Here is a 13289-nt window from a genome sequence, read left to right on the forward strand (position 1 = left end):
CAGCATAAAAGTAACAATGCTAGACGTACTTTCAAAATTTTATTTCGTTTTAAGGAATAATTAGAAACTCTATGCGTTTTTTTGAAGCTTAATGTATCTTTGTAAAAAACTATTCTATTGGCTTATATTTTAAATTTAGAAACCTCAACAAAAAACTGTTCGGTTAGTGTTTCTAATAACGGAGAATTGGTTGCAATTAAAGAATTAAACAACGGTAATTATTCGCATGCAGAAGTTTTACATCCGTTTATAAATGAGGTATTAAAAGAAGCGAAAATTTCTTTTGAAAAACTTGATGCAATTGCAGTAAGCAAAGGTCCAGGTTCTTATACTGGATTGCGAATTGGCGTTTCTGCGGCAAAAGGATTGAGTTTTGCACTGAACATTCCACTAATTTCTGTGAACACTTTAAAATCGCTTGCTTTAGCTATTTCTATTGATGAAGGCGTTATTGTACCGATGTTAGATGCTCGCAGAATGGAAGTATATTCTGCTATTTTTGATTCAGATTACAATCAAATCAGAGAAATTAAAGCAGAAATTATCAGCGAAAGATCTTTTTTAAATAATTTAGAAGAAGGCAAGGTTTATTTTTTGGGTGATGGAGCAGAGAAATGTAAAACTTTAATCACGCATCCGAATGCCCTATTTGTAGATTCTAAATTTCCATCAGCAAAAGAAATGAGTATTTTGTCGTATGATAAATACAAAAAAAACGACATCGAAGATGTCGCTTATTTTGAACCTTTTTACTTAAAAGACTTTATTGTTGTTCCTCAAAAAAAGAAGATATAATTAGTTTAAGGATGTGTAAAAATTAAATATTTTAATTAGATCTTTTTCTTTTTTAAAATTTAATTTTTCTTTTTTAATAAAATGTTTTACAACATTAGATTTAGAAGCAAATACTTTTAAAAATTTGCTTTTTCTAGTAGGCAATTCAACAATTATATCTTGATTACTTAATTTTATATAATAAGTGTCTTTTTTTCTTTGAAACCTAGCTGGTTTTAAAAGGTCAAAATTGTTTTTTGGTTTTACTTTGGGGTAAAATTTTATAAATTGCTTACCTAATAAAAATGTTTTCTCTTTTTTTGCTAAAATTTTAAAGAAGCCAAACTTTAAGTTCTCATATTCAAATGCTCTGTAGGTAGCGTTGTCATCTGTAAAAACAACATCGTATCGGTGCTCGACAGAAGGGATAAAGAGAATAATTTCTCCATTGTTATCGACTTTAATATAATCTAGGTTGGCATTGTACTTTCCTTTCATTTTAACGCCTTTAATTTTAATATTTTGGTATGTTAAATGAATAAAAGGAGAGCCTTTAACACTGGGGTCATTTTGATTATTATATTTTGCATCTATATCATTTTTTAACGTATAAACATCTCGTAAGTTATTTATTTGATTTACTTGCGAAAAAGCAATCGAAGTAATAAAAAGTAATGTAATTAGAATAGATTTCATCATTTTTAGTTTTAATATTAGTAACAAATTTTTGATTTCAACTTTTTTATCATGATTATATGATTTTTTTGATTTCTACTCGATGTGGATATGGAATTTCGATACCAGCTTTGTCTAATGCTTCTTTTGTTTGCTCTAAAACCTCTGCATAAACCGTCCAATAATCACCTGATTTTACCCAAGATTTTACTGCAAAATTAATAGAACTATCTGCCAATTCTACTAATAAAATTGCTGGAGCAGGATCTTTTAAAATGAGCGGATGCTTGTTTACAATTGATGCAAGAACTTGTTTTGTTTCTTTAATATCAGCATCATAAGAAACCCCAAATTTTAAATCTACTCTACGTTTTTCTTCGGTAGAAAAATTAACAATATTGTTGTTAGATAAAGCTCCATTTGGAATAATAACCTCTTTATTGTCTACCGTGTTTAATTTGGTGGTAAATATTTCAATACTTTTTACAGTACCAGATTCTCCTTGAGCAGAAATAAAATCCCCAATTTTAAAGGGTTTAAAAATCATAATTAATGCACCGCCAGCAAAATTAGCTAAAGAACCTTGCAAAGCTAAACCAACAGCTAAACCAGCTGCACCAATAATTGCCACAAAAGAACTGGTTTCTACTCCAAGTTTAGAAACTACTGTAATAACTAATAATGCCTTTAAAATCCAGCTTAATAAATCGCTTAAAAATTTTTGTAATGTAAGATCTACGTTGCTTTTTGTCATTATTTTTTTAGAGAGCTTTACAAACAGATTTATTACAATTAAACCAATGATTAAAATCAATAATGCAGATAAAATACTTGTTCCGTATTTTAATAAAAAGGTCTCTGCTATTTCTAAGTATTTTTCCATATTAAATTTTTAATTAAATAAGATGATTAAAAGTGTAAAAATAGCAGGAATAGATTGAATATAAAAGAGTCTTACCTTCTTTGTTGAATACGCTCCATAAATACCAGCGATTATTACACAACTTAGAAAAAAGAGGCTCACATGTAGATTTTTTGTTAGTAAAGACCAAATTAAACCCGCACTTAGAAACCCGTTGTATAATCCTTGATTTGCTGCCAATACTTTTGTTTCTTTTGCAAATTCTTTAGATTTTAATCCAAAGGTTTTTATGCCTTTTGGTGTTGTCCACAAAAACATTTCTAAGACTAAAAAACAGAAATGTTCAAAAGCTACAAATGCTATTAGAAATGTAATTAGTGTTGTCATTGTAGTTGTTTTTTAATTTGACGTATTGCTTCGTTGGTATTTTCTGTAGGCAAGTTACAGGTTTTATGTACACAAACATAAATAAGAGTTTTATCTTCTATATATCTGTTTGTTAACAACGGTAAATTACTTTTAATTTCGCTTCCACAAATTAATTTATTCGGAATGTATTCTTGATTTATCTCTAGTGCTTTTTCTTTTGCGTTTATTCCGCTAATCGCTATTTCAAAATACTCATCTGTAAAATTACTATACACATCCAACCAATTAGAATATGCTGAGCCATAGTTCTGAATGGCGTCTGTCATATTACTCAACATTTGTTTGCTCGTTTTTAAATAGTAATCATTTTCGAAATAATGACTCAATTTAAATAAGTTTTTAGCCATCATTGAATTTGAAGACGGCATTACATTGTCTTCTGTTTCGGTTTTTCTGTCTATTAATTCTACATCTTTATTGGATGTAAAGTAAAACATGCTTGTTGCTGTATTAAAGAAATGATCAAAACAAGCATCCGTTAAATTTTTAGAAAGCAGCAACCATTTTTCATCCAAAGTGACTTCGTATAACGAAATAAAAGCATCAATAACAGTTCCATAATCTTCAAGATAACCATTTATCGTTGCTTTTCCATTTTTATAATTTCGAAATAAAGTTCCGTCTTCTTTTAGCATTTTTGCTTCTAAAAAGTGTGCATTTTTTAATGCAATTTCTAAGAAATGTGCATCATTAAAAACGCGATACGCATCAACATAACCTTTTAACATAATGCCATTCCAAGAAGTTAGTATTTTATCATCTAAACGCGGCTCTTTTCTTTTGGACCTTTCTTTTAATAAAATCGATTTCCATGTAGCAACTTTATTTTTGAATGCTGAAATTTCTAGTGTGTGTTTTTTTGCAAAATCTTCATCAGAATGCGTTCTAATTAAATGATAATTCTTGTGCTCCCAAAATCCGTAGGAATTAATATTGTAATAATCAGAAAACAACTCAAAATCTTCTTTTAAAAGATCTTGCAGTTCTGTTTTTGTCCAAACATAATACGCGCCTTCTTCTAATTGATTTTTATCATTTAAACTATCAGCGTCTAAAGCAGCATAAAATCCGCCAGATGCATCTAACAAATCTCTTTCTATAAACTGTAAGGTGTTATAAACCGTTTCTTTATATAATTTGTTTTTTGATATTAAATACGCATCAGCATATAAACTTACCAATTGACCGTTATCATAAAGCATTTTCTCGAAATGCGGAATATGCCATTTTGTATCAACAGAATATCTAGAAAATCCACCACCAATTTGATCAAAAATTCCGCCATACGCCATTTTTGTAAGTGTAGTATTTACATATTTTAATAAATATTTATCGTTGTTTTGATTCGCATGTCTTAGTAAAAAATGATAGTTATTTGGCATCGGAAATTTTGGGGCTTTATTTAACCCGCCTAACTCATCATCAAAATAAATGCTCCATTTCTTTACGGTTTCATTCAAATAATCTTTTGTAAAAAGAGTCTTTTCTTTATTTAAGGTAATCAATCCAGATTGTTGAATTCCTTCTGTCAATTTTTGGGCATATTCAACTACTTTTTCAGGGTCTTTTTGATACAAATTTCCAATCTGACCTAATACGTTCATCCATTCTTCTTTTCTGAAATAGGTTCCGCCCCAAACAGGTCTTCCGTCAGGCAAAGCAATACAATTCAAAGGCCACCCGCCAGCGCCAGTCATTAATTGAACGGCATTCATATATACTTGATCTACATCTGGACGCTCTTCTCTATCGACTTTTACATTGATAAAATGAGCATTCATGATCGCAGCAACTTCTTCTTTTTCAAAACTTTCTTCTTCCATTACATGACACCAATGACACGAAGAATATCCGATAGAAATTAATAATAATTTATTTTCTTTTTTTGCCAATGCTACTGTTTCATCGTTCCAAGCATACCAATTTACAGGATTATGAGCATGTTGTAATAAATAAGGACTGGTTTCTGTAATTAAGTTATTGGTAAATTTATGTGTGGTCATTTGTGGTTGTTTTTTTTCTTTTTTACAGCTTGATAAAGCCAAAGAAAGAATCAGTAAAATTGCAAAACGATGGGTCACTGGTGTTTTTTATCAAAGATAAAAAAAGCAATTTGATAAAAACCAAATCGCTAGCTATTAAAATTATATGATTTTTGATTAAAAATCGATTTGAAAACGGAATTGAAAAATGTTTACTTTTCCTTTATTTTTTACATCAGCAAAAACATTGTTTAGCATAAATCGTGTAGAAGGATTTAAATACCAGTTTAAGCCAAGGACAATATCGGTCTGTTCTCCGCCAAAAATATCTCCATCATTTAAATCAGAATTAGAATATCTTAAAGCTATTTCCCATGCGCCAGAACCGTTTTTTCCGTAGTTGTTTTTTGGATTTACCCGACCAAATCCTTCATAAGAATTTTTAAACCTTCTACTTTCTCCAGTTAAAAAATAACTTACTTCTCCATAATAAGTAGAAAAAGTGTAAGAATCTATTGGAATTAAAATCCCTGTATTAATTTTTGCGGTTAAATATTCTGACTGAAAAGAAAAAGAATTTTTCACAAAAGCAGTTTCAAAATTTAGCATGTTTATATTTTTAACACTACTAATTGGTCCTGTAGAAATATATTTAAGTCTGCTTAAATGACCTTCTGGCCTTGATTCTATTCTATATTCTTTTGATGTAGACTTTCTATTTGTATATGCAAATCCAATATGTAATAATTCTTTTTGTTCTATATTATTGATTAACAAACTTGTTATTCTACCAGTAATTGCATAGCCTTTATTTGCTGCTTTATCGTCAGAAGAATTATCTTCGTTTAAAAAATACCCAGCTTGTATAGATACTTTATGATCAAAATAATCATTAAAAAAAACAATTCCGTTATTTCTTGTTTGCATAAAATCATCTATAAAAGAACGCTCCATAAATGTCATGTATTTGCTACTTGTTAATACATCTAATCTAAAAGGTTCTTTTACATGGCCAATTCTTACATTACCAAAAAAGGAAATGTTTTTTAAGCCGATATAGGCATCTTTTATTGTTGTTTGATTGCCCGCAAAATCTACAGAAAATTTATAATCTACATTGCCATATAAAGTTCCTGAAGTAAATATTCTTGCACGTCTAAGTTCTGTTCCAGAAGTTGTTGTTAATGGATTAAAAGCAATATCTAGATTGTTGTCTTGAGAAAAAAACGCATAATCTATCATCATTCTTCCTCCAAATTTCAGTTTGAATTGTTTGTCTGCACTTTCAATTTTAAAGCCTTTATCCCATTTAAATCCGAATGAATTTTTGCTCTTTTCTTGTGAAAACACAACAAAATGTATTAACAAAAAAATAAAGAAAAGATAATTTTTAGATAACATTAATTTTGATTTTTTATTAAAAATGTAAAGAATATGAATTTAAAGTTAAATTAATATAAATAAATTCATTTAATAACACATTCATAACATTAAAATAACATTATGTAAGAAATCGGTCTCTAATTTTGCCAAATATTAATTAAAGAAAGTAACATGGAGAACCCATATATTTTAATGCTTATTGCATTAACTCTTTTAGCAGTTATTGACCTTGTTGTTGGTGTAAGTAATGACGCAGTAAATTTTTTAAATTCGGCAATTGGCTCTAAGGCTATTTCGGTTAAGAAAATTTTAATTATTGCCAGTTTAGGAGTTTTTGTAGGTTCAGTTACCTCAAGTGGAATGATGGAAGTTGCCCGAAAAGGGATTTTTGTTCCGAGTGAATTTTACTTTAACGAAATTATGTACATCTTTATGGCTGTAATGATTACAGACATTTTATTACTAGATGTTTTTAACTCGTTAGGAATGCCCACTTCTACAACAGTTTCTATTGTTTTTGAATTGTTAGGAGCAGCAGTTGCAATGGCGTTGATAAAAATTTATACTTCGGATAGTGGAGAAACCGCTGCAAATTTGGGTAAATATATCAATACAGAAACAGCAATGTTTATCATATTTGGTATTCTCCTTTCTGTTGTCGTCGCTTTTACTGTCGGAGCAATTGTTCAATTTTTTTCGAGATTGATTTATTCTTTTCATATAGAAAGCAGACCAACTTATATAAGTGCATTATTTGGTGGATTTGCAATTACAGCAATTACCTATTTTATCATTATTAAAGGATTAAAAGGAACACCATTTTACAAAGATATTAAGCCTTTAATAGAAGGAAATTTGATGTGGATATTGACTATTGGATTTGTGTTTTGGTCTTTGATTTCTCAACTATTAATTAAGCTATTTAAAGTAAATGTTTTAAAATTAATTATTGGAATTGGTACGTTTTCATTAGCCTTAGCGTTTTCTGGAAATGATTTAGTTAACTTTATTGGTGTGCCAATTGCTGCTTGGAATTCTTATGAGGCTTGGCAAGCATCTGGAGTAGCAGCAGATGCTTTTTCTATGGGAGTTTTAGCTAAAAAAGTTCCTTCAAATATTTGGATGTTGTTAATTGCTGGAGCAATAATGGTTGTAACAATTTGGACTTCTAAAAAAGCAAAAACAGTAATAGAAACAGGGGTTAATTTATCTCGTCAAGGAGAAGGTCATGAAAAATTTCAGCCAAATTCTATGTCTAGAATTGTTGTTAGAGGAGCGATGGGATTGAACACAGGAATTAGTTATCTTTTTCCAAAGAAAATGCTAACTTTTATTGATTCTAAATTTCAAAAACCTGTAATCGAATTATCAAAAAATAAATCGTACGAAATGCCAGCTTTTGATTTAATTAGAGCTTCAGTTAACTTAATTGTTGCAGGAATATTAATTTCTATAGGTACTTCTTTAAAACTACCATTATCTACAACATATGTAACTTTTATGGTTGCAATGGGAGCTTCTTTAGCGGATAGAGCATGGGGAAGAGAAAGCGCTGTGTACAGAGTTGCTGGTGTATTAAATGTAATTGGTGGTTGGTTTATGACCGCGATAGTTGCTTTTGTTGCTTCGGCTACTGTAGCATATTTAATCAATTTAGGCGGTATTGTAATGGTTGGTGTATTGCTATTATTGGTTTTCGGAATTATTGCAAGAAGCTATATTAAACTTGCAAAGAAATCTCAAGAAGAAAAGAAACAGGTATACATAGAAAGAGCTGAGTTAATTACTATTAATGGCGTAATTGAAGAAAGCTCAGATCATATTTCAGAAGTTGCTTCTCGTGTAAACAAATTATACACCAATGTTGTTGATGATTTGGCAAAACACGATTTGAATAAATTGCGTAAAACCGATAAACATGTTGGTAAATTAAACGATGAAATAGATGACTTAAAAGACGGAGTATTTTATTTTATTAAATCGTTAGATGAAACATCTGTACAAGCAAGTAGGTTTTATATTTTAGTATTAGGATATTTGCAAGATGTTGCACAATCTATTAGTTATATTTCTAGAGCAAGTTTTAAACATGTAAATAACAACCATAAAAATCTTAAAAAAGGACAGTTAAAGGATTTAAAAGAAATTGACAATCAATTAACAGACTTATTAGATAAAGTAAGTGATGTTTTTGAAAACAGAACTTTTGATCGTTTAGATGGTATTTTAATTGAAAAACAAGAATTATTAAACGATGTTTCTGAATCCATTGAAAAACAAGTAGCTAGAATTAGAACAGATGAAACAAGTCCTAAAAATACTACATTGTATTTTAGTATTTTATTAGAAACTAAAGATTTGGTTGGTGCATTATTAAACTTATTGCAAACCTATCAAGAGTTTCATTTATCTACAAAAGAGATAGAAGAGCTTTAAGAAAGGCTAAATTAGTTAAAAAAACCGAGTAGATACTCGGTTTTTTTATGCGATAAACTTAAGATTCTAAAGACAACAAAACCATTCTCAACTCCATAAAAGTAAAACTTTTATGTACTTTTTCTTTAAGCTCTGTTAAGTTTTTAAACTCAGTTTCTTCAATAGCTTTTATAATTTTTTTATAGCGTTTTAGTGCAATCAATTCTAAAATATCAATTTCTCCAGACGGAATATAACTTGCCAAATGACTTTCAACGGTTCCAGAAGTTAAACTACGTTCTTTGGCAATTTCTTTTACAGACAATCCGCTTTTAAACAATTCAAAAGAAATTTGCTTTGTTGGTTTTTTATCTTCTCTTTTTTGTTGATTTAAATGATTGATTCCGTTTTCTTTACAATAGTTTGTAATTAATTCTAAAATTTCTTCGCCATATTTTTGAACACGAATTTTCCCCATTCCGTTTATTTTCAACAATTCTTTTTCAGTTCTAGGAAGTTCATCACAGAGCAAGTATAAGGTTTCTTGGGTGAAAATCTGAAAATGCGGAATGTTTTCTGCTTTGGCAATAGCATCTCTCAATTCTCGTAATTTTAACGCAATAATTGGGTCTCTTTTAGAAGCAACTTTTTTCTTTTTTGGTTTTTCAACATTTTGTAAAACTGCGTTTGCTCTAACTTGTAAATACGCTTTCGTTTTAAAACCCTCTGTCATTTTTTTAAGAGCGAATACTTTTTCGGTGAGTACTTCTTGTAGCGAATCAAACTGTTTTTCAAAATCTTTTTTTACTGCTTTGTTATCAGAAGAAAAAGAAATTTTTGACAACGGTTGCACAATATTTTTAATGGTTTGTGTTAAAAAGTAATCAACTGCTTTTGTAAATCGTTCTTGAATTAAAGAACTGTTTTCTGGTAAAATTGCTTCTTCTGAAACGGTTTTTAACTGAATTTTAAACCCGTTTGCAATTTTCATCAACGATACAATTCCATTGTCTTTTATCATTTGTAGATGCTCAATTACTTCACCTTTTATGCTGGTTCTATTTTTATAAAAAATGTCAATCAATCGAGTAGTTGGATATAAAAATCGTTGATAATCAAAAAGTTCTGAAATCAAATTGAGCTGAAATTGTTTTTCAGAGGCGATTAATATTTTTTCATCAGGATGATTTTCTTCCACGCTTTTATTAAACGAACCTACTTTTTCATCATTGATAATTGCGTTGCTGCTAATTTTTGTTTTCAGCACAATTCCTTCCAACGAAGTACATCTACTTAGCGCAACATAGGTTTGTCCGTGTGCAAAAGAGGCTTCAGCGTCAATAATTGCTTTTTCAAATGTTAAACCTTGACTTTTATGGATGGTTATTGCCCAAGCCAAACGCAACGGAATTTGAGAAAACGAACCTGTAATGTCTTCTTTTATTTCTTTGGTTTCTTCGTTGATGGCATAATTGATGTTTTCCCAAGTTTCTTTTTCGGTAACAATTTCATCTGTTTCGTTGGCGCATTGCACCGTAACGGTTTCTTTAGAAATGTCTGTAACAATTCCAATTTTTCCGTTGTAATATCTTTTTTCTTGCGAGGAATCGTTTTTGATAAACATTACTTGTGCACCAACTTTTAATGCTAGTTTTTCATCATTCGGAAAAGAATTTTCGTTGAATTTTCCAGAAACATCGGCTTTAAAAAAAAAAGTTTTTGTTTTCAACTTTTCAAGTTCTAAATTGTTGATGGCATTTGCTCTGTTATTATGCGTTGTTAAGGTGATAAATCCAGCGTCTTTTTTCGGAGAAAAAGTTGGATTGTAACGTTCGTTTAATGTCTGTGCTGATTCATCAGACAATACATCATTTCTGATTTCATTTAAAATTTTGATGAAATCTTCGTTTTTTTGACGGTAAATATGTTTCAATTCTATAGAAACCACATTGGCTTCTTGATAGGCTTTTGAGCTAAAAAAATAAACTGTTTTATAATGCTGTTGTAGCAAACTCCATTCGTTTGGTTTTACAACTGGCGCCAATTGTTGTAAGTCTCCAATCATTAAAACTTGCGCGCCACCAAACACTTTATTTCGGTTTTTATAGCGACGCATTACTTGGTCAATTCCGTCTAACAAATCGGCTCTAACCATACTTATTTCATCAATAATTATTAAATCTAACGATTTGATAATATCAATTTTTGTTCTAGAAAATTTACGCTGTTGATTAGACGTATTTGCAATTTGATTTGGTAAAATTGGACCAAAAGGCATTTGAAAAAACGAATGAATAGTAACGCCTTTTGCATTGATTGCTGCAACACCCGTTGGTGCAACCACCACCATTCTTTTTAAAGATTCGTTTTTAATTTGATGTAAAAAAGTAGTTTTCCCTGTTCCTGCTTTTCCAGTGATAAATAAATTTCGATCTGTCTTTTCTATAAAATCTAAAGCAAGTTCTAATTCTTGATTTTTTGACATGATAGCGTTTTTGTTGCAAGATAAACAATCAAAAAAAGAGTTTATAAAAAACTCAAGAGTTTTTTATAAACTTATACTCTTATTTTGTGAGATTTTCAGCAATAAGTTTAGGTGTTATTGTGTACCGTTTTTTTCTGGATATATTTTCTTTTGGTCTTTATTAGTTTGTATCTAAGATCATCATAAAATAAACTGATTAGTAAAATAAAAGCACCAAAAATTAAGGTGTTTAATTTAAAATCTAGTTTAGAATATAAAAAACCACCAAATAATCCACCGGCAAAAAAGAAAGAAATAATATAAATCCGTAGCTTGATGTTTGCTTTAAGTTTCTCTCTATTTGGATGCAATTTCGGAAAAAACAATTGAGAAAGATCAATCCCTAAATCAGTAAATAGTCCAGTTAAATGTGTTGTTCTTACAACAGCATTTGAAATTTTGGTAACAAAAGAGTTTTGAATTCCCATTGCAAAAAGCAGGAAGCAGATGATTAAATTTGGATATTTTACCTGGGTGATATTGCTTAAGATACCAATTGAAATTAAAATTAGACTTTCAATTATTGTTGGTAAAAGAAAAATATTAAATCGTTTGTTTTTTCTAAATTTTTCAATTAGAAAACTAGATGAAAATGAACCAAAAAGAAATGAAAAAATATAAAGGAAATAGATAGTTCCTTTCCAAAAATTAAAATCGGCAACATCATATATAAATAAAGCGAAATGACCTGTTACATTTGTAGTTAATTGACTAAAAGCTAAAAACCCTGTGACATTTACAATTCCAGCCACAAAAGACAGCACAACAGCAATTTGCAAATTTTGTTTTAAAGTTCTGTTTTTGCCTTGATGTCTAAACATGCTTTTTCCATTTAAGTTGGTTGTTTAAATTGTACATGATGTAATTCCTACTAAATGTAGCTATAAATAGATTTAGAAGCAAACAAAACCAAACAAGAATTCATAAAAAATCCCAAGCAATTTGCTCAGGATTATTTATATCTAAAAAATATAAATTTCTAACAATCTATTATTACATTTCCAGTGCTTTCTTAATATCATTATCCATCAATAATTCTACCGGGTTTTCTAATGCTTCTTTTACAGCGACTAAAAATCCAACAGATTCACGTCCGTCAATAATTCTGTGATCGTAAGACAACGCCACATACATTATTGGCTGAATCACCACTTGTCCATTAACAGCCATTGGTCTGTTTACAATGTTGTGCATTCCTAAAATTCCACTTTGTGGAGGATTGATAATTGGTGTAGATAACATAGAACCAAAAATTCCACCATTTGTAACGGTAAACGTTCCGCCTGTCATTTCATCAATCGTTATTTGTCCGTCTCTAGCTCTTAAAGCCAAGCGTTTTACTTCAGATTCTACACCTCTAAAAGATAAGTTTTCTGCATTTCTAATCACAGGAACCATCAATCCTTTTGGTCCAGAAACAGCAATAGAAATATCTTGAAAATCGTGTTTGATTTGAAAATCTCCATCAATCATAGAATTGACATCAGGATACATTTTTAACGCTCTTACAATCGCTAAGGTAAAGAAAGACATAAAACCTAAGCCAACGCCGTGTTTTGCTTTAAAATCTTCTTTGTACTGAGAACGTAAATCAAAAATTGGTTGCATGTTTACTTCGTTAAACGTAGTTAACATTGCAGTTTCACTTTTTACAGCAACCAAACGTTCAGCAACTTTTCTACGTAACATAGACATTTTTTTACGTTCTGTTCCTCTAGAGCCGTTTGAAGGTTGAGTTCCCATTGAGGGTACTGCATTTACAGCATCATCTTTGGTAATTCTACCCGCTTTTCCAGTTCCGCTTACAGAAGCTGCATCGATTCCTTTTTCGGCCAATACTTTTTTAGCCGCAGGAGAAGCTGTTCCGGTTGCATACGTTGTTGCTTTTGGTACTTCTTTTACTTCAGCTTTCTTTTCTACTTTTGGCGCTTCGCTGCTTACTGAAGATTGCTCACTGCCAACTGGTTTCTCTGCACTTGTATCGATTAAGCAAACCACTTCGCCAACAGCAACGGCATCGCCTTCTTCTGCTTTTAACGTAATAATTCCGCTTTCTTCCGCAGGCAATTCTAAAGTTGCTTTGTCAGAATCTACTTCTGCAATTGGTTGGTCTTTTTCAACATAATCACCATCTTCAACTAACCAAGTTGCTATTTCTACTTCTGTAATTGATTCTCCCGGAGAAGGAACTTTCATTTCTAAAATCATGTCTATAATTTTATTTTTTATCTAAATTTCTTTATTT

10 protein-coding genes are annotated in these 13289 nt (G+C 30.3%); 2 read left to right on the forward strand and 8 right to left on the reverse strand.

The window, feature by feature from the left end; translation table 11 throughout:
• Window positions 1-117 precede the first annotated feature (117 nt).
• The gene (tsaB, locus tag KCTC32516_RS05000) at window positions 118-795 is read left to right on the forward strand and encodes a tRNA (adenosine(37)-N6)-threonylcarbamoyltransferase complex dimerization subunit type 1 TsaB (RefSeq protein WP_301402421.1); all 678 of its coding nucleotides are present in this window, start codon (window positions 118-120) and stop codon (window positions 793-795) included.
• On the opposite strand, the gene KCTC32516_RS05005 is transcribed toward tsaB, so the two are convergent.
• The 5 genes from KCTC32516_RS05005 to KCTC32516_RS05025 form a co-directional block, all read right to left on the reverse strand.
• A complete protein-coding gene (locus KCTC32516_RS05005; RefSeq protein WP_301402423.1) occupies window positions 796-1473 on the reverse strand; it encodes a hypothetical protein in 678 nt (225 codons plus the stop codon).
• Between the two features lie 52 nt (window positions 1474-1525).
• The gene (locus tag KCTC32516_RS05010) at window positions 1526-2332 is read right to left on the reverse strand and encodes a mechanosensitive ion channel family protein (protein ID WP_301402425.1); all 807 of its coding nucleotides are present in this window, start codon (window positions 2330-2332) and stop codon (window positions 1526-1528) included.
• A gap of 9 nt (window positions 2333-2341) precedes the next feature.
• A complete protein-coding gene (locus KCTC32516_RS05015; protein WP_301402427.1) occupies window positions 2342-2698 on the reverse strand; it encodes a DUF1304 domain-containing protein in 357 nt (118 codons plus the stop codon).
• A complete protein-coding gene (locus KCTC32516_RS05020; protein ID WP_301402429.1) occupies window positions 2695-4743 on the reverse strand; it encodes a thioredoxin domain-containing protein in 2049 nt (682 codons plus the stop codon). Before KCTC32516_RS05020 ends, KCTC32516_RS05015 begins: the two co-directional genes overlap by 4 nt.
• A 156-nt stretch (window positions 4744-4899) precedes the next feature.
• Window positions 4900-6123, reverse strand: coding sequence for an OprO/OprP family phosphate-selective porin (locus tag KCTC32516_RS05025; protein ID WP_301402431.1), 1224 nt, complete (start codon window positions 6121-6123; stop codon window positions 4900-4902).
• A 153-nt stretch (window positions 6124-6276) separates the two neighbouring features.
• On the opposite strand from KCTC32516_RS05025, the gene KCTC32516_RS05030 reads away from it, so the two are divergent.
• Window positions 6277-8541 (forward strand): inorganic phosphate transporter, encoded by a 2265-nt coding sequence (locus KCTC32516_RS05030; RefSeq protein WP_301402433.1) that lies wholly within the window; start codon window positions 6277-6279, stop codon window positions 8539-8541.
• Window positions 8542-8599: 58 nt separating this feature from the next.
• Here KCTC32516_RS05030 and KCTC32516_RS05035 read toward each other — a convergent pair whose 3' ends face one another.
• The 3 genes from KCTC32516_RS05035 to odhB form a co-directional block, all read right to left on the reverse strand.
• On the reverse strand, window positions 8600-11005 hold the full coding sequence (locus tag KCTC32516_RS05035; protein WP_301402435.1) for a helix-turn-helix domain-containing protein: 2406 nt from the start codon (window positions 11003-11005) through the stop codon (window positions 8600-8602).
• A 107-nt stretch (window positions 11006-11112) separates the two neighbouring features.
• The gene (locus KCTC32516_RS05040) at window positions 11113-11865 is read right to left on the reverse strand and encodes a YoaK family protein (protein WP_301402437.1); all 753 of its coding nucleotides are present in this window, start codon (window positions 11863-11865) and stop codon (window positions 11113-11115) included.
• A 172-nt stretch (window positions 11866-12037) separates the two neighbouring features.
• Window positions 12038-13252: a 2-oxoglutarate dehydrogenase complex dihydrolipoyllysine-residue succinyltransferase gene (gene odhB, locus KCTC32516_RS05045; RefSeq protein ID WP_301402438.1), complete on the reverse strand. Its 1215-nt coding sequence runs from the start codon at window positions 13250-13252 to the stop codon at window positions 12038-12040.
• Window positions 13253-13289: the final 37 nt, after the last annotated feature.

This window comes from Polaribacter huanghezhanensis, from assembly GCF_030444335.1.
GTDB classification, from domain to species: Bacteria; Bacteroidota; Bacteroidia; order Flavobacteriales; family Flavobacteriaceae; genus Polaribacter; species Polaribacter huanghezhanensis.

Coding starts and splice junctions, on each gene's coding strand:
- KCTC32516_RS05005 (WP_301402423.1), bottom strand. CDS start 1,473: ATGATGAAATCTATTCTAATTACATTACTTTTTATTACTTCGATTGCT.
- KCTC32516_RS05030 (WP_301402433.1), top strand. CDS start 6,277: ATGGAGAACCCATATATTTTAATGCTTATTGCATTAACTCTTTTAGCA.
- KCTC32516_RS05010 (WP_301402425.1), bottom strand. CDS start 2,332: ATGGAAAAATACTTAGAAATAGCAGAGACCTTTTTATTAAAATACGGA.
- KCTC32516_RS05040 (WP_301402437.1), bottom strand. CDS start 11,865: ATGTTTAGACATCAAGGCAAAAACAGAACTTTAAAACAAAATTTGCAA.
- KCTC32516_RS05015 (WP_301402427.1), bottom strand. CDS start 2,698: ATGACAACACTAATTACATTTCTAATAGCATTTGTAGCTTTTGAACAT.
- odhB (WP_301402438.1), bottom strand. CDS start 13,252: ATGATTTTAGAAATGAAAGTTCCTTCTCCGGGAGAATCAATTACAGAA.
- KCTC32516_RS05025 (WP_301402431.1), bottom strand. CDS start 6,123: ATGTTATCTAAAAATTATCTTTTCTTTATTTTTTTGTTAATACATTTT.
- KCTC32516_RS05020 (WP_301402429.1), bottom strand. CDS start 4,743: ATGACCACACATAAATTTACCAATAACTTAATTACAGAAACCAGTCCT.
- KCTC32516_RS05035 (WP_301402435.1), bottom strand. CDS start 11,005: ATGTCAAAAAATCAAGAATTAGAACTTGCTTTAGATTTTATAGAAAAG.